The sequence below is a fragment of the Marivita hallyeonensis genome (assembly GCF_900129875.1).
In the GTDB taxonomy this organism is placed as follows: domain Bacteria; phylum Pseudomonadota; class Alphaproteobacteria; order Rhodobacterales; family Rhodobacteraceae; genus Marivita; species Marivita hallyeonensis.
This window is the reverse complement of the sequence record NZ_FQXC01000004.1, coordinates 629,980-654,855: the sequence shown is the minus strand read 5'-3', so window position 1 is coordinate 654,855 and position 24,876 is coordinate 629,980. Positions and strand designations below refer to the sequence as shown.

22 protein-coding genes are annotated in these 24,876 nt (G+C 61.7%); 11 read left to right on the top strand and 11 right to left on the bottom strand.

Going from position 1 to position 24,876, the window contains the following annotated elements; genetic code table 11:
- Positions 1-37 precede the first annotated feature (37 nt).
- The 6 genes from BUA42_RS16065 to mnmH all read left to right on the top strand — a co-directional run bounded on the left by BUA42_RS16065 (position 38) and on the right by mnmH (position 6,041).
- The gene (locus BUA42_RS16065) at positions 38-535 is read left to right on the top strand and encodes a pseudoazurin (RefSeq protein ID WP_084066255.1); all 498 of its coding nucleotides are present in this window, start codon (positions 38-40) and stop codon (positions 533-535) included.
- A gap of 179 nt (positions 536-714) precedes the next feature.
- Positions 715-1,335 (top strand): paraquat-inducible protein A, encoded by a 621-nt coding sequence (locus BUA42_RS16060; RefSeq protein ID WP_072779286.1) that lies wholly within the window; start codon positions 715-717, stop codon positions 1,333-1,335.
- Entirely contained in the window at positions 1,305-1,937 is a 633-nt protein-coding gene (locus tag BUA42_RS16055; RefSeq protein WP_072779285.1) for a paraquat-inducible protein A, read from the top strand. The genes BUA42_RS16060 and BUA42_RS16055 overlap by 31 nt, the downstream gene beginning before the upstream one ends.
- Positions 1,934-4,387, top strand: coding sequence for an MlaD family protein (locus BUA42_RS16050; protein ID WP_143152719.1), 2,454 nt, complete (start codon positions 1,934-1,936; stop codon positions 4,385-4,387). The genes BUA42_RS16055 and BUA42_RS16050 overlap by 4 nt, the downstream gene beginning before the upstream one ends.
- Before the next feature lie 16 nt (positions 4,388-4,403).
- Positions 4,404-4,979, top strand: a complete 576-nt coding sequence (locus BUA42_RS16045; RefSeq protein WP_072779283.1) for a PqiC family protein — start codon at positions 4,404-4,406, stop codon at positions 4,977-4,979.
- A 6-nt stretch (positions 4,980-4,985) separates the two neighbouring features.
- Positions 4,986-6,041 (top strand): tRNA 2-selenouridine(34) synthase MnmH, encoded by a 1,056-nt coding sequence (gene mnmH, locus BUA42_RS16040; RefSeq protein ID WP_072779282.1) that lies wholly within the window; start codon positions 4,986-4,988, stop codon positions 6,039-6,041.
- Here mnmH and selD read toward each other — a convergent pair.
- The 4 genes from selD to BUA42_RS16020 form a co-directional block, all read right to left on the bottom strand.
- The gene (gene selD, locus BUA42_RS16035) at positions 6,023-8,191 is read right to left on the bottom strand and encodes a selenide, water dikinase SelD (protein WP_072779281.1); all 2,169 of its coding nucleotides are present in this window, start codon (positions 8,189-8,191) and stop codon (positions 6,023-6,025) included. The genes mnmH and selD overlap by 19 nt on opposite strands.
- Positions 8,192-8,767: 576 nt before the next feature.
- Positions 8,768-9,793 carry an extracellular solute-binding protein gene (locus BUA42_RS16030; protein ID WP_072779280.1) on the bottom strand — a complete coding sequence of 342 codons (1,026 nt, stop codon included), beginning with the start codon at positions 9,791-9,793 and terminating at the stop codon, positions 8,768-8,770.
- Positions 9,763-11,133: a sensor histidine kinase gene (locus BUA42_RS16025; RefSeq protein WP_072779279.1), complete on the bottom strand. Its 1,371-nt coding sequence runs from the start codon at positions 11,131-11,133 to the stop codon at positions 9,763-9,765. The genes BUA42_RS16030 and BUA42_RS16025 overlap by 31 nt, the downstream gene beginning before the upstream one ends.
- Positions 11,130-11,798 (bottom strand): response regulator transcription factor, encoded by a 669-nt coding sequence (locus BUA42_RS16020; protein ID WP_072779278.1) that lies wholly within the window; start codon positions 11,796-11,798, stop codon positions 11,130-11,132. The genes BUA42_RS16025 and BUA42_RS16020 overlap by 4 nt, the downstream gene beginning before the upstream one ends.
- A gap of 106 nt (positions 11,799-11,904) precedes the next feature.
- Between BUA42_RS16020 and BUA42_RS16015 the strand changes: the two genes are divergently transcribed.
- The 5 genes from BUA42_RS16015 to BUA42_RS15995 all read left to right on the top strand — a co-directional run bounded on the left by BUA42_RS16015 (position 11,905) and on the right by BUA42_RS15995 (position 17,004).
- The gene (locus BUA42_RS16015) at positions 11,905-12,888 is read left to right on the top strand and encodes a Bug family tripartite tricarboxylate transporter substrate binding protein (RefSeq protein WP_072779277.1); all 984 of its coding nucleotides are present in this window, start codon (positions 11,905-11,907) and stop codon (positions 12,886-12,888) included.
- 120 nt (positions 12,889-13,008) lie between these two features.
- A complete protein-coding gene (locus BUA42_RS16010) occupies positions 13,009-13,503 on the top strand; it encodes a tripartite tricarboxylate transporter TctB family protein (protein WP_072779276.1) in 495 nt (164 codons plus the stop codon).
- Positions 13,504-13,506: 3 nt separating this feature from the next.
- Positions 13,507-15,030: a tripartite tricarboxylate transporter permease gene (locus tag BUA42_RS16005; RefSeq protein ID WP_072779275.1), complete on the top strand. Its 1,524-nt coding sequence runs from the start codon at positions 13,507-13,509 to the stop codon at positions 15,028-15,030.
- On the top strand, positions 15,020-16,228 hold the full coding sequence (locus BUA42_RS16000) for a CaiB/BaiF CoA transferase family protein (protein ID WP_072779274.1): 1,209 nt from the start codon (positions 15,020-15,022) through the stop codon (positions 16,226-16,228). Before BUA42_RS16005 ends, BUA42_RS16000 begins: the two co-directional genes overlap by 11 nt.
- Positions 16,225-17,004, top strand: a complete 780-nt coding sequence (locus BUA42_RS15995; protein WP_072779273.1) for a citryl-CoA lyase — start codon at positions 16,225-16,227, stop codon at positions 17,002-17,004. Before BUA42_RS16000 ends, BUA42_RS15995 begins: the two co-directional genes overlap by 4 nt.
- Before the next feature lie 91 nt (positions 17,005-17,095).
- Here the strand turns inward: BUA42_RS15995 and BUA42_RS15990 are convergent, their stop codons facing one another.
- The 7 genes from BUA42_RS15990 to BUA42_RS15960 form a co-directional block, all read right to left on the bottom strand.
- Positions 17,096-17,584: a hydrogenase maturation protease gene (locus BUA42_RS15990; RefSeq protein ID WP_072779272.1), complete on the bottom strand. Its 489-nt coding sequence runs from the start codon at positions 17,582-17,584 to the stop codon at positions 17,096-17,098.
- Entirely contained in the window at positions 17,581-19,023 is a 1,443-nt protein-coding gene (locus tag BUA42_RS15985) for a Ni/Fe hydrogenase subunit alpha (RefSeq protein WP_072779271.1), read from the bottom strand. The genes BUA42_RS15990 and BUA42_RS15985 overlap by 4 nt, the downstream gene beginning before the upstream one ends.
- 27 nt (positions 19,024-19,050) lie before the next feature.
- Entirely contained in the window at positions 19,051-19,620 is a 570-nt protein-coding gene (locus tag BUA42_RS15980) for an NADH-quinone oxidoreductase subunit B family protein (RefSeq protein WP_072779270.1), read from the bottom strand.
- Positions 19,613-20,326, bottom strand: a complete 714-nt coding sequence (locus BUA42_RS15975) for a 2Fe-2S iron-sulfur cluster-binding protein (RefSeq protein ID WP_072779269.1) — start codon at positions 20,324-20,326, stop codon at positions 19,613-19,615. The genes BUA42_RS15980 and BUA42_RS15975 overlap by 8 nt, the downstream gene beginning before the upstream one ends.
- Positions 20,323-22,191, bottom strand: a complete 1,869-nt coding sequence (locus BUA42_RS15970; protein WP_084066254.1) for an NAD(P)H-dependent oxidoreductase subunit E — start codon at positions 22,189-22,191, stop codon at positions 20,323-20,325. Before BUA42_RS15970 ends, BUA42_RS15975 begins: the two co-directional genes overlap by 4 nt.
- A 126-nt stretch (positions 22,192-22,317) precedes the next feature.
- Complete coding sequence (locus tag BUA42_RS15965) at positions 22,318-23,382, bottom strand: tartrate dehydrogenase (protein WP_072779268.1); 1,065 nt, start codon at positions 23,380-23,382, stop codon at positions 22,318-22,320.
- Positions 23,379-24,260 carry an alpha/beta fold hydrolase gene (locus BUA42_RS15960; RefSeq protein WP_072779267.1) on the bottom strand — a complete coding sequence of 294 codons (882 nt, stop codon included), beginning with the start codon at positions 24,258-24,260 and terminating at the stop codon, positions 23,379-23,381. Before BUA42_RS15960 ends, BUA42_RS15965 begins: the two co-directional genes overlap by 4 nt.
- Between the last annotated feature and the right edge of the window lie 616 nt (positions 24,261-24,876).

Below are 24,876 nucleotides of genomic sequence, written 5' to 3'. Positions count from 1 at the left end.
ATCGGGTCGGCGCTCAAAAAAACCGATAGGAGTTAACATGCCGTTTCACCTTCCACGCAGACACTTCCTGATGACCGCAAGCGCCGCTTCCGCCGCATTGCTGCTGCCGCGCGGCGCACGGGCACAGGAGACGCTACAGATCGAAATGCTCAACCGGCATCCCGAGGACCGCACCAACATGGTGTTCTACCCCGACATCATTGTCGCACAGCCCGGAGACACGGTGCGCTTTGTGGCAACGGATCGCGGCCATAACACGGTGTCCGTTGATGGGATGCTTCCGGAGGGCGTCGAGGAGTGGCGCGGTCGGATCAATGAAGAGATCGAACTGACCGTCGAGACGCCGGGCTTCTACGGCTATGTGTGCCAGCCGCACGTGTCGATGGGCATGGCGGGCATTATCGTCGTCGAGGGCGAGGGCAAGATGGACAACTACGAGGCTGCGAAGTCGGTCCAGCATCGCCCGCGCCGTCTTCAAGAGAAGTTCAACGCGCTCTTTGCCCAAATCGAGGCTGACGGTCTGGCATCGACCTGACCGCTGCGACTGGTCGTCAACGGGCCAATCGCCATACGCGATACAAGGAGGCATGGAACCAATTCGGTTCCGTGCCTCTTTTTCATAAGCAAACCCTGTTGCGATGTGGGGCCGCTGAGCCAGCAAATCCTTGCATTATCCTTATGTAACCTTCTCTGGGCTTCCCCTATCGTGACCCGATGACCGACTCGCTTGCCAATATGATCGCCTGCCCGAAATGCGATGCGCTGCACCGGATTCCACATGTGGAAAAGGGCGCGCGGGCACGGTGTGTGCGGTGCGACACGGTGCTGATGGCGCCGCGCGACGGGGCGATGACGCGGATTGTGATGCTGTCGGCGACGGGGCTGATCCTGATGATCGGGGCAGTTTTTTTCCCGTTTCTTGAACTCAACGTTCAGGGTTTGGGACGCAAAAGCTCGGTCTTCGATGCGGTTCTTGCGTTCTCCGACGGGCTGATGCTGCCGCTGTCCTTTGCGGTGGCGGCGCTGATCGTGGTGTTGCCGATCATGCGGTTCATGGCGCTGATCTATGTCTTTGCGCCGATGGCGCTGGGCTGGCAGCCGGCGCGGGGCGCGCGGGAGGTGTTTCGACTGGCCGAGGTGATCCGCCCCTGGGCGATGGCCGAGATATTCATCATCGGGGTCGCGGTTGCCCTGGTCAAAGTGGCGGGACTGGCCACGGTCACCTTGGGCCCCGCCTTTTGGGCGTTTGTGCTTCTGGTGATCGTGACAGCGCTCAAGGACAGTTTCATGTGTCGGGTGACGGTATGGCAAACGCTGAACCAGCGCAGGGTGTGATCACCGCCCGCGCGGCGGGGCTCATTGGCTGTGCCGAATGCGGACGGGTGCATCGCCGTGATGTGCCCTTGTGCACGGTGTGCGGCGCGCCGCTGCAAAGCCGCGATACGGCGAGCTTGCAGAAGGTCTGGGCGTGGCTCTTTGCCGGGATGGTGGTCTACATTCCGGCCAATGTGTACCCGATGCTGCGCACCTCGACCTTTGGCAACACGTCGGACAGCACGATTGTCGGCGGGGTGCTGGAGCTGGTGGATCATGGATCTTATGGCGTTGCGTTCATTGTCTTTTTCGCGTCCGTCGTGATCCCGATCAGCAAGTTTATCGCGATTGCTTATCTGGCGTACCGGGTGCAGACCGGCAAACGCGGCCACGCGCGGCATCTGCACCTGTATGAGGTTGTGGAGTTCATCGGGCGCTGGTCGATGATCGATGTGTTCGTGGTGGCCATCTTGTCGGCCTTGGTGCAGCTCGACTTCGTTGCGACGATTAATCCGGGCATTGCAGCGGTGAGTTTCGCGCTTTCGGTTGCATTCACCATGGTTTCCGCCAATAGCTTCGACCCACGATTGATCTGGGACACGCGTGAAGGAACGCCGGCGTGAGCGACCTCTCTCCTGCAGACATGAAGGTATCGCCGCCAAAGAAGTCCTTCTGGCGGAACCTGTCATTTGTCTGGCTTGTGCCGCTTCTGGCGCTGGCGGTGTCCTTGGGGATCGCGTGGCAGAACTATGCGGATCGCGGCACTCTGGTGACGATTTCGTTCGGCAACGCGTCCGGCATTTCGCAGGGAGAGACAACGCTGCGCTACCGCGATGTGGTGGTGGGCCAGGTCGAGCGGGTGAATTTCACGGACGATCTGGGGCGGGTGTTGGTGAATGTCCGTGTCGACAACGAGATCGTGCCGTTCATGGACGACGAAAGCGTGTTCTGGGTGGTGCGGCCCGAGGTATCGGCGCGCGGGATCAGCGGTTTGTCGACGGTGCTGTCCGGCGTCTATATCGAAGGTGCGTGGGACAATGTCGCCGGAAACCCGATGACGGAGTTTGTCGGCGCTGACTCGCCGCCCCTGGTGCAGCCGGGACGTCCGGGCAAGCGGATCACGCTGGCGACGGATGATGGAACGACGATCTCCTACGGGTCTCCTGTGTTGTTCCGGGGTGTGGAAGTCGGGCGGCTTGAAACACCGCGCCTGTCGGCGGATGGGCGCACGGTTCTCGTGGACGCCTTCATCGACGCGCCACATGACGCGCGGTTGAGCCAGGCCACCCGGTTCTGGGATTCCTCGGGGTTCGAGCTGTCCTTCGGCACGGCGGGGTTCGAGGTGGATTTCGACAGTCTTGCGTCGCTTCTGACCGGCGGGATCCAGTTCGACAACCTGTACGAGGACGGAGAGGAGATTGGGCCAGGTTACGTCTTCACGCTGTATGAAGACGAGGAAGAGGCGCGGCGCAACCGTCTGGTGCGCGGGGTCGCACGGGGCGTGCCGTTTTCCATCCAGTTCGACGAGTCGGTGGCCGGTCTCGAAGCGGGTGATGAGGTGACGTATCAGGGTCTGGATGTCGGTGTGGTGACGGAACTGCGGTCGAGCATCCAGGAGACGCCGTTTGGCCCGCAATTGACGCTCGTCGCGGATGTGTCGATCGATCCGCTGCGCATGGGTCTTCCGCCCGACGCGACGCCTGAGCAAACGGTCGAGTTCTTCCGCTTCGCGGTGTCGACCGGCATGCGTGCGCGCCTGGCGACCGAGAGCCTTTTGAGCAGCGACCTGCGGGTCGAGCTTGTGGTGCTTGATGACGTTTCTGCGGATCGTCTTGTCGAGACTGACGACGGTCATCCGCTTTTGCCGAGTGTCGAATCCAACCTGTCGGACTTTACCGCCACAGCCGAAGGTGTTCTGGAACGGATCAACGCCTTGCCCATCGAAGAGGTGATGGATCAGGCGATCAGTCTGATGGACTCGTTCGAGCAACTGGCGCGCAACGAGGATCTGCAACGCGTGCCGGGGTCGACCGTTGCCCTGATTGACGATGCGCGCGCGCTGGTGGGGAGTGAGGCGATCCAATCCATTCCGGCGCAAATCGAAGCGGCTGTGGAAGACCTGACGGCGCTGGTGGCGGAGGTGCGCGAAGGTGGCGCGGTGGCCTCGCTCAACAGCGCGCTGGCGCGGCTCGACGAGGCGATGGTGGGGATCAACGAGGCCTCGCAAAGCGCGCCGGCCTTGGCGCAGAACCTGACCCGGTTGACCGAAGAAGAGATTCCGGCCGTTCTGTCCGAGCTGCAAGGCGTGGCGCAGACCGCGCAGGATCTGGAGCTGGATGCGCTTGTGGCGGGCGCCACACAGACGCTTAATCGCGTCGATGCCCTTTTGGCGCAGGAGGCGGTGCAGTCGATCCCGGCCTCGGTCAACGCGGCGATTGCGGATGTACGCACGGTGGTGGCCGATCTTCAGGCGGAAGGCGCGGTCGAGTCGCTGGGACGGGCCTTGCGCAACCTTGATCGGGTGATGGCGGATGCCAGCGTTGCATCTCAGGATGCGCCCGCCCTGACCGCCAACTTGCGGCAGATCACGGAAACCGACATTCCAGCCCTTTTGGGTGAGCTGGAGGCTGTCGCGAAGACGGCAAACGAACTTGAGCTGCAGGCACTGGTGGATAGCGCGACGGGCACGCTTAACCGTGTGGACGCGCTGATCGGCAGCGACGAGACGATGGACCTGCCCGGCACCATCAACGATGCGTTGACCGAGATGCGTCTGGCCCTGTCGGAATTGCGTCAGGGCGGTGTGGTCGAGAACCTGAATGCGACGCTGCAATCGGCATCGGATGCAGCCGGATCGGTGGCGGAGTCCGTTGAGGACCTGCCGCAGTTGACCGCGCGTCTGGAGCGTCTGGTAGGCGAGACGGAAGCGGTGATCGGGTCTTATGGCGCGCGCTCCGATTTCAACCAGCAGACTTTGTCTGCGCTGCGCGAGGTGCAAAACGCCGCCAAGTCGATTTCAGAACTGGCGCGCGCGATTGAACGCAGCCCCAATTCGCTGATCTTCGGGCGCTGAGGAAGGACGAACGACTATGACATTCGGACATTTGCGCAGCTTTGCCCTTATCCTGGCCTTGCCATTGGCCGCCTGTGCCTCCGGCGATGGCGCGCGCTATCTGGTGGCTGCGCCAGCTGGTACGACGAACGCCGAGACGCGAGTGTCCGTGCGCACGGTTGAATTGCGCGATGTCTCTTTGCCAAGCCATGCGTCGGGTACGGAAATCCTCGTGCGCGACGAAGGCGGGGCGTTGCGCCCGTTAGGTGATGCGGAATGGGCGGACGATCCGGAGCGGGCTGTGACCGGCACGCTGGCGCAGCTTCTGGACGCCCGCAGCACCGCCACCGTTTCGGCAGAGCCGTGGCCCTTGGTTGACGGTCCGTCGGCGCGGCTTGACGTGCGGATCGACCGCATGCTTGCGGATGCCTCGGGCGTGTTCGAGATCACCGGTCAGGCGGCGGTCAGCGCTGTCGAAGGGCGTCCGCGCGAGCGGGTGGACCGGTTTGCGATTGTCGTGCCGCTGACCGAGGCCACCGCGGCTGCGGTTACGGACGCACAGGGCCGGGCCCTTGTCGCCTTGGCGGATGAGCTGATCGGGCTCTTGCGCTGATCCAGGATGCCGTTTGCGCCAAAGTCTCTGGCCGATTTGTTGGATCACGGCTTTGACACGGTCATCGATGTGCGCAGCCCGGCCGAATTTGCCGAAGACCACGTTCCCGGGGCGATCAATCTCCCGGTTCTGAGCAACGAAGAGCGCGCCCGCGTCGGCACGATCTACAAACAGGTGAGCCCGTTCGACGCCCGCAAGATCGGCGCGGCGTTGGTGTTCCGCAATGCCGCGCAGCACATCGAGACGGCGCTGGCGCACCACGATGGCGCATGGCAACCGCTTGTCTATTGCTGGCGCGGCGGGCAGCGGTCCGGGTCCTTTGCATGGCTTTTGAAAGAGATTGGCTGGCGGTCGGAGGTCATTCAGGGCGGGTACAAGACCTACCGGCGGCTGGTGGTCGACATGCTGCACCACGGCGCGTTGCCGCACCGGTTTGTGCAGCTTGGCGGCTACACCGGCACCGCGAAGACCGAGGTATTGCCTTTGCTTGCGGCGCGTGGCGTTCAGGTGATCGACCTGGAGGGATTGGCGCGGCATCGTGGATCTCTGTTGGGGGCCATGGGCACGCAGCCGTCTCAGAAAGCCTTTGAAAGCGCCCTGGCTGCGCAAATCAGTCGGCTGGACCCGGCGCGGCCCGTGCTGGTAGAGGCGGAAAGCAGCAAGATTGGAAACATTCTTCTGCCGCCCAGCTTGTGGGAGGCGATGAAGCTTGCCCCGTGGATCGAAATCCGCGCTCCGATCGACGCGCGCACGCGCTACCTTGTGCGGGCCTATGACGATATCCTGTCCGATCCCGAAGGGCTGCGTGCAAAGCTTGCGCCGTTGAGGGCGCATCGGGGCGAGGCGTTGGTGGCTCACTGGATCGGGTTGAGCGTGGCGGGCGACAGGTTTGCGTTGACCCGGTCGCTGATGGAGGATCACTATGATCTGGCCTATGCGAAGTCGATGAAAGCGATGTCCCCGACCATGATGGCGACCGTCGAAACGCGGGGTTTGGAACCCCGCGATCTTGAGACGGTGGCGGCAGAGATCGAAGATTTGCTTCAGGCGATGGAGACCTGACCCGGTGTGCCGCTGTGCAGGTGACCGATGATCGCGGCGTCTGAATAACCGGCTTGCTGTAGCTCTTGCACCACGGCTTTTGCGTCATCCTTTGGTACGGCGGCGAGCAGGCCCCCGCCGGTCTGGGGATCGAAGAGCAGACGACTCTGTGGTGTTTCGGGAATATTTGAAAATCCTGCGCGATTGTTCGCATAAAGCGAAGAGTGCGCGCCGCTGTCCGACAGGTCGCGTGCACCGGCGAGTAGGGGGATCGCGTCGAGAGTGAGAGAGGCTGCCAAGCCAGAGGCGTGGCAGAGGTTCTGCGTGTGGCCCGCAAGGCCGAAGCCCGTAAGATCCGTCATCGCTTGGGCGCATCTGCGCAGGATGAAGGAGGCTGACCGTTGACCCTGTTGCATGGCATCCAGCGCACCGGCCACATCTGCGCCGCGCGCTTGGCCTGACATGGCGGCGGCCATGATAACGCCGGTGCCGATGGGTTTCGTCAGGATCAGCGCCGCGCCGTCCTGCGCCCCGGCGAGCGTGATCGGCTCGTGATCGCACAGCCCGGTCAGAGCGAGGCCGATGGTGAGTTCGTCCCCGATGGTGCTGTGCCCACCGACCAGATCGGCGCCCGTGTCGCGCAGGACAGCCTCGACCGTGTTCAGGATCTCGGTGAGCGTGCGTTCGGCCAATGTCTCGGACAGCCTTGGCAGCGTGACCGAGAGTGTAGCCGCCTGTGGCTCCGCACCCATGGCCCAGATGTCGCCAAGCGCATGATGCGTGGCGATGCGCGCCATCACGGCGGGATCGCCCCAGAAGCTGCGCAAGTGGTCAGTGGTGAACACCTGTTTTGTGCCGCCGGTGGTCAGGAGCGCCGCGTCGTCGCCGGGAAGGGGCGTGATGTCGGCGCGCTGTGGTGGCGCGAGGGTGGCCAGCGCATTCGACAGGGCGTTGCGTCCCACTTTGGCGCCGCAACCGCCGCAGAGGGGTTTGGGGCCAAGCGCCTCTCGCAAGCCTTTTGCGCGCGGGTAGGGGAGCGGCGGTCTCGCCATCTTCGGCAGGGTCTCAAACTGGTCCATGAACGTGCGGTCGATGCGGTCTTTCCACGTCCACACCCAAGGGCCGGTGAACGTGAGGCCAAACCGATCCCCAAGGGCCGATTTTTCGCCGAGCGAGATGAGTTTCAGGTAGTCCTTCTGTGGGGCATATCGTTTGAGCGGGCCGCCGGAGAGCGAAGCGATCAGGTTGTTGTGCAGCACAGGCGCCTGTCGCACCGCGTAGACACCCGCTTTCGGGCGCGGATCATGGGCCATATGGGCGCAGTCGCCCACCGCGAAAAGGCGCGGATCGCTGGTTTGCAGGCGGTCATTTACGGTGAGAAAACCGTCATGCGTGTCGAGGCCGGTCTCGGCCAGCCAGGGATAGGGCCGCGCGCCGGCGGCGCCGGTGATGAAGGCGGCGGTGATGGTGCGCCCGTCGTCGAGGTGAATGTCGTGCCCGTCGATTTGCGTGATGCCCACGTTTTCGTGGATGACCACACCTTGTGCCTTCATCGCATCGCGCAGGGCCCCGGCGCTTTTGGCGGGCAGGGCAGAGAGCGCCTTGGACGCGTCGATGACATGGATCGTGGCGGGCCGATTGCGCTGACGCAGCGCGTGGGCCATCGCCATGGAAAGCTCTGCTCCGGCAACACCGCCGCCGATGATCGCGACGCTGGCCGGGCCGTCTTCGTTGCGGAACGCATCCCACCGCGCCGCGAAGGGGCCGAGCGGTTTGGCGGGAACGGCGTGTTCGGCGAACCCGGGGAGGGACGGCATGTCAGAGGTGATGCCCACGTCAACGGCGGCCACGTCAAAGCCGATGGGCGGGCCGGTGTCGATATGGATGAGCCCACTGGCGAGGTCGATCCCGGTAGCCGACCCGATCACCAACCGTGCGTTCGCCGCAGTGGCAAGGCGCACGAGGTCGATGTCCAGCTGGTCGCGGGTGTAATGCCCCGCGACGAACCCCGGAAGCATCCCCGAATAGGGCGCGGTCGGGCCGGGATTGATCAGCGTCACCCGCGCACCGGGAAGCGGTTTCATCAACCATTTGCGCAGCACAAGCGCGTGCGTATGCCCGCCGCCGATGAGGACAAGGTCTTGGGAGAGCGGAAGGGGCGGTTGGTGCATGAATGGCGCGTCCTCGGATGATCGAACGCGGTCTAACACGGCTGCCGCGCGGGGCCTATGACGGATGACTCAAATCCGGTCACGACTTGTCGCGCTCTGAAGAACTGATGTGTCGGAATATGAGCGAGAGGGTACCTAGACGCGGTGAAGAGTGTTCTTCAATCTGGCGGTATGGCTGATTGCGCCTTGGCTTGGTTTTAGACGAACCGTTTTCTCTGTGCGTGTAACGCCAAGACATTCTGTCGACGGAGGCTCACAGGTGGTCAAGATGCAATTTGACCAGCGCACGCGCCCCGACGCGCTAGAACGCATTTCGAGCCATGGCCGTTTCGTCCTGACCTAGCCAGATCGGGTGGCAGCGCGATACGCGCCACGGACCAAGAGAGGTGCTTTTCACATAAAAAGTGATCAAAGGCTGAAACGTTCGTCAGCTGGTAATGGATCTTTGTGATGCGAGTACTGCACGGGATTGGAAATCGCAGCGATCATCGCTTGCCGAGTAGTTATTGGACGATGGCGGTGTGAGCCATCTGGCCAACGTGTGATAGCTTAATCCAAAACTGGTGCGTTATTTGGCTACCTCTGCTCCATCGCGTCTTCCCATTCGGTCAGGAACGCCCGTCGATTGAGCGTGTCGAGATAGACCATCAGGGCGGGGCCGAGGCGGATGGGGCCGAAATCTGGGGCTTCTCCGGTACCGGACAGGCTAAGTGGTGGCAGTGGCCATGTTTCCGGTTCGTCGCGCAGGCCTAGCGTTGCAAGCATGTCGATCATTGCTCCTGCGGCATCGGTCTGGCTTGCGGTTTTCGGGATGATGGCGGTGCGCAGCATGACGTTGGCGAAGTCCTGCATCCGCAGAATTTGCACACGACCTCCGCTGTCTCGTGCGACACGTTCGGCGGCGTAGGAACCGAGCACATTGTACGCGAGTGCAAGCCGTCCCTCCGCGACATCGTCGATCATTTGGCCGGAACAGCAATAGAGCTGTGGGTCGAGGCGCCCCATGACTTCGGAGAGTCGCCAGTAGGCATCGGTGGATCGGGCTTCCTGGGTTGCGAAAAGATACCCCAGCCCGCTTTCCCGAACATCATACGTGCCCACCGCGCCGCGAAACGTGTCGGGGTTTTCGCGCAGCAGGGTGATCAGTTCCTGACGGGTGGACGGTGTGCTCAGCCCGTCGAAGCGGTCTGACGATAGCACGACCACAGCCGGTTCGGCAGTGAAGGCGAAGATCAGATCGCGCCAGCGCGCCCAGTCGGGCAGCGCCTCTGTTGCGTCGGATCGATAGCTTTGCGCGTAGCCATCATTGGCAAGTTGGAACTGCAAATCCATGGCCGACGAGAGGGCGAGATCGAACGACGCTCCCTCTTTGATGGCGCGATGAAGCTCTGCCGAGGACACCACAGTGTAGTCAATGGACACGTCGGGCCGGTCTTGCTGAAATGTCAGAAGATAAGGTTCGAAGACCTCCAAATCAGCCGTGGACACGATCCGAAGTGTCACGTCCGTCGATCCCCGGTAATATCTGTGATCCTCGATGGTTTGCGCGGCGACAACGGTCGCCCAAAACATCAGGGCAAAGGCAAGACAAGCGTGATACATGCGCCGCGGCCTCCCTGTCTTGATGCCAATTCGACCCGACCGCCATGCGCCGACAGCACGTCTTCCACAATGGTCAAGCCAAGCCCGGACCCCACGATGCCTTTCGCGGTGCTGCCGCGGCGAAACCGTTCTGTGAGTTCCTGGACAGGGCCGTCACCAAGGCCTGGACCTTCATCGGTCACGATGATGAGGGCTTCATCGGCTGTACTGGTGATCCGCATATGCACATTGGTGTCTTCTGGCGAGTATTTGATGGCGTTGTCCAGCACGTTGCGAAACGCGTTGTCGAGCAGCACGGGATCGCCTTCGACGCGGACGTGTGACGTCTCGAGTTGCAACGTGATATCTTTCATCGCCGCTGTGGGCTCCAAGGCGGCGGCGGTGTGGGACAGAAGGTCGGACAGGTCGATGGGCACACGGTCGAGGTCGTCTGCGCGGTAGGTGACGGCGGCGTGGTCGAGCAGCTGGCCTGCCGAGCGCGAGCTTTCGTCCACGGCCCGAATGATCGCGCGCAACCGCTGCTTTTCGGTTTCGTTGTCAATCGAGCGCAACGCGATTTCAGCTTGCGTGCGCACCGTGGCAAGAGGTGTCCTCACCCGGTGCGCGGCTTCCGCGATGAAGTCCTCGGACCGGCGGATCGACTGACCTAGGCGGTCCATCAACCGGTTCAGAGATGACATGAGCGGTGCCAATTCTGCCGGAGCGTCCCGTTTCAGCGGGCGGAGGTCGGACGGTCCGCGCCGCGACACCGCGGCGGCGATCTCGTTCAGCGGCCTGAGCGATGTTCGCGCTGCAAAGGCAGACAGTACGGCCGCGATGATAAAGAATGCGACCGCGAGCAACGCGGCCAGTTGCGACAGATCGGCGGAGATCGCGCCCACCCCATTGCGGGTTTGCGCGACGGTGACCGTAACAGGGACCGGTTGCGTTCCGGCAAGAACCAGGCGCGAGACTGAGGCCATCCGGATCGGTTCCCCACTGAATTCGCCCGTGTCGAAGGCAACCTGGCCGGGCGATGGCGGGTCGGACAGTGCGGGAAGCCCGGCATATCCCGTGAGCAAGTCTTGCCCAGCCATGACGCGATAGAAAACCCGGTCTTCGCTGATCGCCCCGAGCATGGAAAAGGCGGAATACGGCAGTTCCAGCCGAACCTCGCCCTGTTCGGATCGCAGCGTTTCGGCAATTGCCGTGGCCGACGCGGCCAGCACGTTGTCTTGTGTGCGTTCTGCCGCCTCTCTGGCCAATCCGCTGACCATCCACCAGCTCAGCACGGACAGAAGCGCCGCGACGCCGGCCAGGAGAAACGTCAGGCGGCGGCCAATTGAGCCGGTGCCGATCACGTCTTTGCCGTCTCCATCCGGTAGCCCAGACCGCGCACGGTTTCGATCCGGACGCCAGCCCCGTCGATGCGGCGGCGTAGGCGCCCGACGTAAACCTCGATGGCGTTTTCGGTCACGTCGGCATCGTAGGAAAACAGACGGTCCATCAACTGGCTTTTCGACAGGATCTGGCCGCGATGGCGGGCGAAGACTTCGAGCAAGCGAATTTCGCGGTTCCGGAGTTCGATGGTCTGATCGCCCTGTCGCAGGGTGCCTGCAAGGGGGTCGAACAGGGCAGAGCCGAGAGCGATCTCGTTTCGCGCCTCTCCCCCACGGCGACGCAATACCGCCCGGCAGCGCGCTTCGAGTTCGGAAAAGTCGAACGGCTTCGTTATGTAATCGTCAGCCCCCTGATCGAGCGCTCCTACGCGATCCGAGACCTGTGAGCGTGCGGTGAGGACGATCACGGGCGTTTCCAGATGCGCCCTGCTGCGCGCCAGAAAGTCCCGGCCATCACCATCGGGCAGCATCACGTCGAGGAGGATCAGATCGTAGTTTGCTGTGGCAAGGCAGTCTTCGGCGTCTGACAAGTTCGCTGCGTGATCGACGGCATGCCCATCCAGCGCAAGCCGGTTCAGAACGGCTTCGGCCAGTTCGAGATTGTCCTCTACCAGGAGATAGCGCACGAGATGTCCTTCTGATCCGCGCCCCGTGTCAGGCTTCTGTCAGCTTTCTGTGGTGATGTAGGACCATGGGCGGCGGAGGACCGTCTGTCAAATGGGAGGATACACTATGAAAATGACCATGACCCGCCGGGTCGTGATGGCAACGGCTGCCGCCACGATTGCCGTCTCGGGAACAGCTTATGCCGGTGGCCATCAGGTTCTGGAGCAACTGCATTTCGTCATTCCGGGCGGCGCAGGCGGCGGTTGGGACGGCACTGCGCGCGGCACCGGTGAAGCGCTGACAGGGGCCGGTCTTGTCGGATCGGCGAGTTTCGAGAACATGTCGGGCGGCGGCGGTGGCGTGGCCATCGCCTACATGATCGAGAACGCGGAAAGCCTCGACAACACATTGATGGTGAATTCGACGCCGATCGTGATCCGGTCGCTGACCGGCGTTTTCCCGCAAAGCTTCCGCGATCTGACGCTGGTCGCAGGAACCATCGGTGACTACGCGGCGCTGGTTGTTCCGGCCGACAGCCCGATTGAGAATATGGATGGCCTGCTGGCCGCCTATCAGGAACAGGGGCCAGACTTCGCCGTTGGTGGCGGTTCGGTGCCGGGCGGAATGGATCACCTCGTGGCCGCAATGGTCATGCAGGCGGCAGGCGAGGACCCGACGGCGGTCAACTACATTCCCTATGACGCAGGCGGCGAAGCGATGGCCGGACTTCTGTCCGGTGAGATCGACGCGTTGTCGACCGGGTTCTCGGAAGCGATTGCACTGGCGGAACAGGGCGAAGTGCGCATCCTTGGCGTGACCGCCGAAGAGCGTGTCCCGGCCTATGACGCGGCACCCACGTTCATGGAGCAAGGGATCGACACGTCCTTCGTCAACTGGCGCGGGTTCTTCGCGGCACCTGGCACATCGGACGAAAAGGTGGCGCAATACGTCTCGGCCCTAGAAGCCATGTACGACACCGAAGCCTGGGAGGCGGTCCGGTCGCGCAACGGGTGGGTGAACATCTTCAATCCCGGCGACGATTTCCGCACCTTCCTTGAGAGCCAGGAACAGGAAATCGGCGATCTGATGCGGACGTTGGGTTTCCTCTAAGTCCCTTATGCCGTCGATCGGGCAGTCAGCGATAATAGGCTGCCCGACGCACAATACAGGTATCGCCGAGTGTCGGGCGATGCCATCTGAACAGCCACTGTTCCGAGGGAGGGAATAGCCATGGTGCTGGATCGCTGGATCGCGCTCATCTTCATCGCATTCTGCTGTGTGTATGGCTACTTGGCCTACTTCACGATGGATCAGCTGTTGCCGCCCTTTATGCAACGCAATCCCGTCTGGCCGTCCACCTTTCCCAAGGTGCTGTCCGTTCTCGGCGTGGTCGTGGGCCTGATTGTCTTGCTGGGTTTGGAAAAACCGAGCGGAGACAGCGAACCGTCGGCCACGGACATCAATTACCGACGCTTGCACGAGTATAAACTTGGGCAGGCCCTCATGCTGCTTGGTCTCATGGTGGCGTATGCCCTGGCCTTGCGCCCCATCGGGTTTCTTCTGGCGACGACGCTTTTTCTGGCTGCCGGTAGTGCCGTTCTGGGAGAGCGGAAATGGCACGTCATGATCCCCGTCGCGATGATCGCCACAGGCTGCGTCTGGTATCTCGTGCAAGAGGTGCTTGGCATCTTTCTGCGGCCATTTCCGTACTTCATGGGGATCTGAGACATGCTCGAAGGTATTATGATCGGCCTGACGGCCGCTCTTTCGATCCAGAACTTGCTGATGGTGATTGCGGGCTGCCTGATTGGCACGTTCATTGGCATGCTACCCGGTCTGGGCCCAATGTCGATCATCGCCATCATGATCCCGGTTGCGATTACCCTGGGCGATCCGACCGCGGCGCTGATCCTTCTCGCAGGCGTGTACTACGGCGCGATTTTCGGGGGATCGACATCTTCAATCCTCCTGAATGCGCCCGGTGTCGCCGGGACGGTCGCCACAAGTTTCGACGGCTACCCGATGGCGCGCAAGGGACAGGCCGGGAAGGCGCTGACCATCGCCGCCGTGGCGAGTTTCGCCGGTGGCACCATCGGTGCGATCCTGTTGATGATCTTCGCGCCTGCGCTGTCGTCGGTCGCCTTGCTCTTCCATTCCGCCGAATACTTCGCGCTGATGGTGGTGGGCCTTTCCGCCATCGCGGCCTTCGCGGGGACCGGTCAGGTCGCAAAGGCGCTCATGATGACGATCCTCGGTCTGATCCTCGCCACGGTTGGTGAAGGTGCGCTGTTCAACATGCCACGCTTCACGCTTGGCCTGATGGACCTGCAGTCGGGGATTTCCTTCATCACGTTGGCCATGGCGATGTTCGCCTTGCCAGAGGCGATGTTCCTTGTGCTCAACCCGTTGCGCGGCGCAAATGCCGACGGTAGCGGGTCCAACAAGATTACGGGGCTGCGCTTTTCCCGCGAAGAGGCCAAGGCGATGGCCCCTGTCATTGGACGGCAGTCGATCCAAGGGTTCTTCATCGGCGTTCTTCCGGGTGCTGGCGCGACGATCGCTTCGTTTCTTGGCTATGCCGTGGAACGCAACATCGCGAAGGGCGAGGAACAGGCCGAATTCGGCAAGGGATCGGTCAAAGGCCTGGCTGCGCCGGAAACGGCCAACAATGCCGCCTGTACGGGGTCCTTCGTGCCCTTGCTTACGCTCGGAATCCCAGGGTCCGGCACAACCGCCATTTTGTTGGGTGCGTTGATCGCGCTGAACGTCACACCGGGGCCGCGCCTGATGACCGATACGCCAGAGGTGTTCTGGGCGGTCATCATCTCCATGTTCATCGGCAATCTGGTTCTGCTGATCCTGAACCTTCCATTGATCCCCTATATCGCCAAGATCCTCGCGATCCCGCGCAACTATCTGATCCCGTTCATCCTCTTCTTCACGCTCATGGGGGCTTATATCGGCCAGAACAACGCGACCGAGTTGCTTATTCTCGTTGGCTTGGGTGTGATGGCGACGATCCTGCGCTTTGCCGATTATCCGCTGGCCCCGCTTTTGATCGGGTTCATCCTTGGCACCATGCTCGAAGACAATTTCGCGCGGTCTATGCAGCTTTATCGTGGGCTCGATTTCATTGTGGAACGTCCCATGACGCTTGCTCTGCTGGTTCTGGCGATGCTGCTGGTCCTTCTGCCCAGCTATCGCGCGCGCCGGGCACGGCGGCGGGCTGAAGGCGTGGCCGATGGGGACTGAACCTGCGACCGGTCCCCTGTCAGGGGTTCGCGTCCTTGACCTGACAAATGTGCTGGCTGGCCCGTTTGCCTGTCATCAACTTGTGCATCTCGGGGCGGAGGTCATAAAGGTCGAGGCGGTCGGGCGTGGCGACTTGGCCCGCAATCTTGGCGCGGACCCCGAGCTTTCCGCCAAAGGCATGGGCGTTAGTTTTCTGGCCCAGAATGCCGGTAAAGCCTCACTGACGCTCAACCTGAAAGACCCGCGCGGCGTGGATGCATTGAAGCGATTGGTCGCAACCGCCGATGTGTTGGTCGAAAACTTCCGACCGGGTGTGATGGATCGCCTCGGCGTTGGCTACGAGGTTTTGAAATCGATCAAACCCGATCTCGTCTACTGCGCGATTTCCGGCTTTGGCCAAACGGGGCCCTGGGCAGATCGCCCGGCCTATGACCAAATCGTGCAAGGCGTGTCCGGTGTCATGTCCATCACCGGGGATGCCGAAAGCGCGCCCTTGCGCGTTGGCTTTCCGCTTGCGGATACGATTGGGGGTCTGACCGCTGCGATGGCGATCAGCGCGGCCCTGAACGCCGAAAAGCGAGGTGCCTTTCTGGACGTATCCATGCTGGAATCCGTTCTTGCGACGATGGGCTGGGTGGTATCGAACCACCTCATCGGTGGCGTTCAACCGCAGGCCAATGGTAACGAGAATCCAACTTCGGCCCCATCCGGCGCTTTTCAATGCGCCGATGGGTTGATCAACATCTCGGCCAACAAGGACGAACAGTGGGCGCTTCTGGCGCGTCATCTGGACCGCGAGGACTTGCTGCATCGAGAGGATTTTGCCACGCGGGAAACCCGCAAGGCTCATCGGCTTCAGCTCAAGGCAGAACTGGAAACGGTGCTGACGAAAAGACCGGCGGGCGATTGGGCGCGCGAGCTGAACGCGATTGGTGTGCCTTCGGGCGCCGTCATGACCGTTCCACAAGTGCTGCGCCACGCACAGATCGTCGGTAGGGAATTCTTGGCGCATTACGACGACGTCGCCGGTCTCGACCGCGCCATCGACCTCGTGACCGTCGGTGTCACGGTTGACGGCGAACGACCCAAGGTCCCGGCGCCACCGCCCACTCTTGGACAGGATTCCACAAGGATCCTTGCCGAACTCGGCTATACCCGGGACGATATCGAAAGCATGCAAAACGAGGGCGTCACGTGATCGAAAGAAACAAAGTCTCTGATTGGTGGCGTACGCGGATCATAGACATGGAACCGGGCCGCATTCACTTGCGCGGCCAACCGATCGAGGACCTGATCGGACAGACCGGGTTTGCGCAGATGATCTGGCTTCTGGTCATGGGTGACACCATCACCGGCCATCGTGCGACGCTGTTCGAAGCGGCCTTGGTGGCAAGTGTTGATCACGGACCGCAAGCGCCTTCGATTGCCGCCGCGCGCATGGCCGCGACTTGTGGTGTCGGACTTCAGTCCGCCATGGCGACTGGCCTGAACATGCTTGGTAGTGTTCATGGCGGCGCGGGCGAGCAGGCAGTAGAGCTGTACCGCGAGTGCGAGAAAGCTGGTCCGGAGGGTCTTGCCGAAAGCCTCGATACGTGGCGTGCGAAACACGGGCGGTTCATTCCCGGTTTTGGTCACCGGTTTCACAAGCCGGTTGATCCCCGCGCGCCGCGCCTTCTTGGGTTGGTCGATGACTCGGCCGAGGCGGGTGCGGTGTCCGGTGTCTATGCCGAGATCGGCCGCGCCATTGAGCGCCATCTGGCAGAAGAACGCGGCAAACCCGTGCCGATGAACATCGACGGCGCGACTGCGGTCATCTATGCGGAACTGGGTTGCCCCCCACCGCTCGCCCGTGGCTTTTTCGGATTGTCACGGTCCGTGGGCCTGCTCGCCCACGCCTGGGAGCAGATGGAGCAGGGTGGCCGGAACAAAGGACCAACGCCACCGGAATATCGGTGGACGTACGACGGCGATTAGCGCACCTGCCGCTCAAATGGACGCATGTGATTGACCGGAGTGTGACCAGCTCATCCCATGCTGACCGGCTGAATGGCATTGTGTAGAGTATTCAGCCCGGCGCCGGAAAGCTGCCTTTCTCGACCGGCGTGGGTCTTTCAGTAACTTGCGCATCATGGAACCATCGCAGGAAGTGCGTTTGAGCGATGTCGATATTGCGTTGGGCTGTGTCGCTGAGACCGTCGTGAAGCATTTCAAAACTGGTCCCTGCGATCGCCAGAATGAAGGCCGGGGGCGTTGCGTCAAACAGAAGTTGCGTGAGGCCGAGCACCGTTGACGGGTGAAGGCTGTGGCTGTCGATACGAGCAGACGGCGATGGCGCGAGCGGCTCCAGCGTTACCGGCCTGTCGGCGCCAATACAGGCATCGACGAAGATGACCTGAGAGGCCTCTGAGATCTGGATTGCGTGTTCCACCTTGAGTTGGAAATCGCTGATGACCGTCAATCCGGGAAGCGCCTGCGCCTCGGCCCAGTGGGCGAACGCGGGACCGATCCCGTCGTCGCCGCGACCGGGATTTCCGTATCCTATGAGAAGGGTCATGCGTCCCGCGTTCGTTGATGGATCACGTTGCCAGCGGCATCGACGATCTCGACTTTAAGAGGCATCTGCCCAAGCGCGTGGGTGGCGCAGGACAGGCATGGATCATAGGCGCGAATTGCCACTTCAACTTCGTTCAACATCCCTTCGGTGATCGTCGGTTGATGGGATAGCGCGCGCACGGCAACGGCTTTCACGGCGCGATTGAGCCCTTCGTTGTTATGCGTGGTCGACACGATGAGGTTGCAGTAGGTGACCTGGTCGTTCTCATCGACTTCGTAGTGATGGATGAGGTTGCCGCGTGGGGCCTCGATCACGCCGATCCCGTCGTGCCGGCGTGTGCCGGTGGCAACGAGATCTGTGCCCTGCAAATCCGGATCGTGCAACAGATCGCGGATCTTCTCGACGCAATGCAGGACCTCAATCAGACGCGCCCAGTGATTGCCGAGAACGGCGTGTTGGGGCATGCCGTGGTTTGTTTCCAGTAACTCTGTCCGGGCGGCATCGGCCAACGGTGTGTCAATGAAATCGACAGTGTTCATCCGCGCCAGAGGTCCAACACGGTACCATCCGTCCTTCGGTCCAAGCGTGTCGATGAAGGGGAACTTCATGTAGGACCACGACCGCACATCCTCGACAAGAACCTCGTGATAGCGCTCGTAATCCAACTGGTCGAAGATCGCGCTGCCGTCCGAATTCACCGCGCGCAAATTGCCGTGATAGAGGTCAAGCGCGCCGTCGCCTTCGCGGACGAGCGACATGTAGCTGGAGGCGAACGCGGCGAACCCTTTGACCATGTCCAGGTTCTTCATGGTGTAGTCCCGGATCAGCGCCAGCCCATTCTGTGCCCACAATTCCATATCATCGATCTGCTCGAGTAGCGCGTCGCGCGTCTCAACAGGCAGGTTGCGGTTGATGCCGCCGGGGATGGCACCCGTGCCATGAATCTTTTTGCCCGCCGTCGCTTCGATGACGTCCTGGCCGAACTTGCGCATCAGGATGGCGCGGCGGCCAAGCTCGGGGTGTTCGGCAAGGACCTCGAAGATATTGCGCTTTGCGGCAGGTGCTTGAAATCCGAAGAGAAGATCGGGAGAGGCGAGATGGAAGAAATGCAGGACGTGGCTTTGCATCACCTGTCCGTAATGCATCAAGCGCCGCATCTTTTCGGCGGTGGGAGGCAGCTCATCGACCCCGACGATCATGTCCATCGCCTTGGCCGCCGCCAGATGGTGGCTGACCGGGCAGATGCCACAAAGCCGCTGGACGATGACCGGCACTTCCCAAAGAAGGCGCCCGCGAATGAACCGCTCGAAACCGCGGAATTCGACGATGTGCAACCGCGCTTCATCGACGGCCCCGTCAGCGTCAAGGTGGATGGTCACCTTGCCGTGCCCCTCGACCCGTGTGACGGGGGAAATCTCGATCAGGCGCGGTTCGCTCATGGCATTCAACCCGGTCGCACCGGCCTCCTAATCAAACCGTATCGTCTCGCGCTCGAAACCGTGGAACTTTCCGGCCAAGAGCTTGATCAGCGTGTCATAGATGATGTCCCCCGACGGTGCGCAGCCGGGTATGTTGTGGTCGATCTCGACCACCTCGTTGCAGGCGTACACCTCATCGAGGAGAAGCGGCAAAGCAGGATCGTTCGGGATGTTGTGCGTGGCGTTCGTGAGGTTGCGGCCCGTGATGAATGCTTCTTCAAGGCATTCGCGCAAAGGCGCATCGGAATGCATGATCGCGTTCCGCATGGCTGGCAGACCGCCCATGATCGCGCATTGGCCAAGCGCGATCAGCACGTCGCAATTGCGCCGGAAGTCCTGCAACACATGCACGTTTTCTTCGTTGCAGCAGCCGCCCTCGATGATGCCGATGTCGCAGCGCCGGGTGAACTGCTTGAAGTCGGTCAGCGGCGACCGGTCGATTTCGACCTTGCTCATCAGGTCGATCAAGCGCTCGTCCATATCTAGGATTGCCATGTGGCAGCCGAAACACCCGGCCAGCGATGCCGTTGCGACACGGGCCTTGCGCAACTCAGTCATCGCGCTTTTCCTCGATGTCATGGCCGATCAACGCCTTGTCGAATTCCCTCTCGCCGATGGGCGTCGTAAAGCCTTCGCGTTTGCGGATGATGCAACCCACCGGGCAAACCTCGGATGAGATGGCGAAGTCGGTAACCTCCGCATCCGTGTCGGCAAGCGTGTCCCCGTTGACCGACACGCGCCGGTGAATGCCACGTCCGACATACCCGAAGACGCCTTTGCCATCGACATCCTGACTGGCGCGGATGCACCGCCCGCACGAGATGCACCGGTTCGTGTCCAATGCGATGTCCGGATGGGATGCATCAAGCGCGCGGCAGGGTTCGAGATAGGGGAACTGTGTCGGCTCCGTCATGTCGAGCCGGTAGGCCATCGCCTGCAATTCGCAATTCCCGCTGGCTTCGCAAATCGGGCAAAGATGGTTGCCTTCGTGAAACAGCATCTCGACAAGGTCGCGGCGCAGTTTGTTGATATGCGCATTTTCGTTCTCGACCAGGATATCCGGCGCTGCAGGCTGAGTGCAGGCGGCGACACTGCGTCCATTGGCCTTGACCGTACAAACGCGGCAACTGCCCTGATGCCTCAGACCTTCATGGTCACAGAGGCGCGGGATGTAGATGCCTGCCGCATCGGCGGCTTCCAGGATCGTTTGCCCTTCGCACGCCGGGATCTCAACGCCATCGATCATGAAGCTGAAATCGCTCATTTGGTGAAATCCCTGTCGTAGATATGCGACCGTCGCTTCGCCAGTTGGCGCGCATTTTCGATGGCCGATTGGATGTCGAATGTGGCCCGGGTCCGATCGGCCGACGGCTTTGCCACCGCGGAATAGACAAGGGGGAAGTTTTCCAAAGTGGACAGGATCGGGTTCGGCGATGTCATGCCAAGCCCGCAGCGGCTGGTCTCGATGATCGTGTCAGACAGGTCGCGCAGATAGGCGATGTCAGACGGGTTGGCGAGGCCCTTGCGAAACTTGCCAATCGCCTTTTGCAGAAACACGTTGCCGACCCGACACGGCGTGCAATAACCGCAGCTTTCGTGAACAAAGAACGACATGTAGTATTCGACGATCTCTAGGATGTTCCGGTCGCCGTTGAAGACCACGACGGCACCGCCGGTCGCCAGATCGTCAAAGGCAAGACGTCGGTCAAACGTGTCACGCGCAATCATCGTGCCGCTTGGACCGCCGACGAGCACGGCAGCGGCATCCTCGGCGCCCACCATTTCAAGAAGATCCCGGATCGACACCCCGTAAGGCAATTCGTAGATGCCTGGGTTCAGGCAGTCGCCGGACACGCTGAAGAGTTTCGTCCCGGGGCTGTCCTTGGTGCCCATGCCCGCAAACCACTGCGCGCCGGTTCCAAGGATGCGGGCCGCGTGGCAGAGCGTTTCGACATTGTTGACCACGGTGGGGCAGCCAAGATAGCCGCGCGTCACAGGGAACGGCGGGCGGGTTTTCGGCTCTCCCGGCAGGCCCTCGCAGGACGAGATCAACGCGCCTTCTTCGCCACAGATGTAAGCCCCCGCTCCAAGTTGCAGGCGGATGTCGAAATCGAACCCATCCACCCCCATGATCGCTGGACCGAGAAGCCCTCGATTGCGTCGGTCAGCCAGGACCTCTTCGAGGAGGTCCCGCAAGTAGACGTATTCGCCGCGCAAATAGATGATGCCCTCTTTCGCCCCGATGGCGCGGGCCGCGATGGTCATTCCCTCAAAGACAAGATGCGGGCGCTCGGTCAGTAGCACGCGATCCTTGAACGTGCCCGGCTCGCCTTCGTCGGCATTGCAAATGACGAAGCGGCGGTCCGCCTCCGTCGCGGCCGCGGCGCGCCATTTCCGGCCGGTTGGAAATCCGGCGCCCCCGCATCCTCGAAGCCCGCTTGTCTCCAGCGTGCGGATGATCTGCGCCGGACCGGTTTCAACCGCCGCTTCAAGCCCGGCGTCTTCCGGCACTGGCCCCAATAGCACGGGACCCGCGTGGCGGATGTTGTTCGACACCATCTCTTTGGCGCGTTGGTACGGTGTGCGCTCCGCATACCGGTCGACAAGAACTTCTTCCGGCGGCGCCCCAGCCTTGAGAGCGGCAACAATTTCATGAACACGCTCTGCCGTTAGATTGGTAACGACAAGGTCGTTGACCATCGCCGCCGGTGCCTGATCGCAAAGACCGATGCAGGGCGTATATTCCAGTGAGAATGCTCCGTCCGGCGTGGTCTCGCCCACGGTGATGGACAGCGCGTTCTCGAAGGCCGCAGTGACCGAAGCAAGACCCGAAAACCTGTCGATGATGTCGTCGCAGAGCCGGATCGTTACCCGACCCTTCGGTTCGGACGAGAAAAACGCGTAAAAGCTCGCAACCCCTTCAACCGCGATCCGCGACAACCCCGTCGCTTCGGCAATGACATCCATCGCGGGCGCAGAGATACAGCGAAACCGATCCTGCACGCGCAAAAGGATGTCCATCATCCGCGCCGGATCATCTTCGACCTCGCGACAGATCGATCGGATAGTCGCTTTCTCTTCCAGAGAAAGACCGGACTTCTGGGCAGTGTCCTCGGGATGCGACGCCATGAATTCATGGTGCAACTTAGCGGACAGGCTGTCCAGTATGAGTTGGGTCGAGCCACTGAACGGGACTTGAAGGCTTGATCGCTGACGCCCAAGCGGTTCTGCAACTGCAATCGAAAGGAAGCGGTGTCAGCCCATGGCTTTCAGGACAGCATCAACCGCTTCGCTGGTTGATGCCGTTCCACCGAGGTCGCGGGTGCGGGTTTCGGGGTGTTTGAAAGTCTCGGCCAGCGCGCTCATCACCGCGTCGCTGGCGGCGGTTTCGCCGAGGTGGTCGAGCATCATTGCGCCGGACCAGATGGCGGCGGCGGGGTTGGCGATGCCCTGCCCGGCGATGTCCAGGGCCGATCCGTGTACCGGTTCGAACATGGACGGCGTGGTCCGGGCGGGGTTCAGGTTGGCGGACGGGGCGATCCCGATAGACCCCGCGATGGCGGGGCCAAGGTCGGACAGGATGTCGCCGAAGAGGTTAGACGCCACGACCACGTCAAAGCGATCCGGATTCAGGACAAAATGCGCGGTCAGGATATCGATGTGATAGGCCGCCGTGTCGATGCCGGGATGGCGCGTCTTTGCCGCTTCGAAACGTTCGTCCCAGAACGGCATGGTGTGCACGATACCGTTGGACTTGGTGGCCGAGGTCACGTGCTTGCGGCGGGTTTGGGCCAGCTCAAAGGCGATGTCCATGATCCGGTCGGTTCCGTGTCGCGTGAACATCGCCACCTGGTTGGCGGCCTCGTGTTCGGTGCCTTCGTAAAGGCGGCCGCCGATCTTGGAATACTCGCCCTCCACGTTCTCGCGGACGACAACGAAGTCGATGTCATCGGGGGTGCGCCCGGCCAGCGGGCAGGTGACACCTTCGAAAAGCTTGACCGGTCTGACATTGGCGTAAAGATCAAGATCCCGGCGCAGGGGGATCAACAGTCCCCAGAGTGAGACGTGGTCCGGTACCGACGGCCATCCGACGGCGCCGAGGTAGATTGCGTCATGGGCCCGGACCTGGTCGATACCGTCCTCGGGCATCATCGTACCGGTTTCGGCATAGCGCTCACAGGACCAGTCGAACGTTGTCCAGTCCAGCGCAAAGTCGAACCGGTCCGCCAGAGCTTCGAGAACGCGTTGTCCTGCTTCGATCACTTCGGGTCCGATGCCGTCTCCGGGGATGACGGCAATGCTGTGGCGGCGTTGGGTCACGGGGCAGGTCCTTCCAGAAAGAATTCGATGAGCGCGTTCTGAACGTCGTCTGGCCGTTCTTCGGCAAGGTAGTGCCCGCCGTCCATAGCCCAGCCGCGCACATCTTCCGCGCGCTGCCGCCAGAGATCAAGACAGTCGAAACAGGCTTCGATCGTGCCGCGTTTGCCCCACAGCGCAAGCAGAGGCATGGGCAATTTCTGCGCGTCAGCATCGTCATGCTCGAGGTCGATGGAGGCCGCGGCGCGGTAATCCTCGCACATGGCATGCACCGTTGCAGGGCTCCGGATCGCACTGAGATAGGCGGACCAGGCGTCTTCGGTGAACGGTGAGAGCCCGGCGGAGCCATGTCCGCATTTGTAGGTCAGAAACGCTTCGGGGTCGGCATTGATCATCTGTTCCGGCAGCGGGTTTGGCAGGATGAGCCAGAACCAGTGCCAATAGGCCCGTGCAAACGCCTCTGTCGTGTTGCGATACATCTCGCGCGTGGGCGCGATGTCCAGCACGGCAATCTTGCGCACCCGGTTGCTGTGATCGGCGGCCAGACGATGCGCCACGCGCCCCCCGCGGTCATGGCCGCAGAGGAAAAAGGTGTCATGTCCCAAAGCGGTCATGACCTCTGCCATGTCCTGGGCCATCGCGCGTTTGGAATAGGGCGTATGCCGCGCATCCGTGGCCGGTTTCGACGACGCGCCGTAGCCGCGCAGATCAGCGGCCACGACGGTGAAATGACGCGACAGCCCGGGGGCCACCTTGTGCCACATGACGTGGGTTTGCGGATACCCGTGCAACAGCAAGAGCGGCGGACCCTCGCCGCCGTTCACACCGGAGATCCGCGCGCCGGATGTTTCGATGTCAAAAGGATCAAACGTGTCGAACATGGAAGCAGACAGCCGCAGATGCGGCAGGAAGTCCAGCCGGATTCATTGAGACGATACCGTTCTCAGTTTCCGCTCTTCGGGGCGGTGGCCCAGAAACCTCTGCACCATGTCCATCGTATCTTTGCGACGCCAGGGGACGCAAGCGCTCACCAGTGGACTGTCGCCCGCAAGTGACGATAGTCGAACGTGTTACGTTTGAACTGAGTGACTCAATTCGGTGCGAGCGACAGGCGAAGACCTGCGGCTACCACCGCGGTAATCTCGATCTGTTCGTTCGCTTCTTGAAGGACTTTCGACGCCCGACCATACTCGGCCAGTGGTTCTGATTGTTAGCGAGTGGGGCAGGATGATGAAAGCGGGCAGGGATGAGCGAGTTCTCTGTCGAAATACTCATTGGCACAACTATTATGAGGCAGCTGAAGGTTTTCCGATTGCGCTATCATGGCACGTACTTCATGTGAGCTAAACAACTCTGCGCCACCAAATCGCCAAGTACAAGTTCGGTGCGGAAGCGTTCTAGCGAAAGCTTTCGTCGTGCGAGTTATGAGGAGCGCGAACTCCGGTTCCTGCCGCCGGAGCAAAGCTACGACCTTATTGCAAGTGACTTTTTGCACTT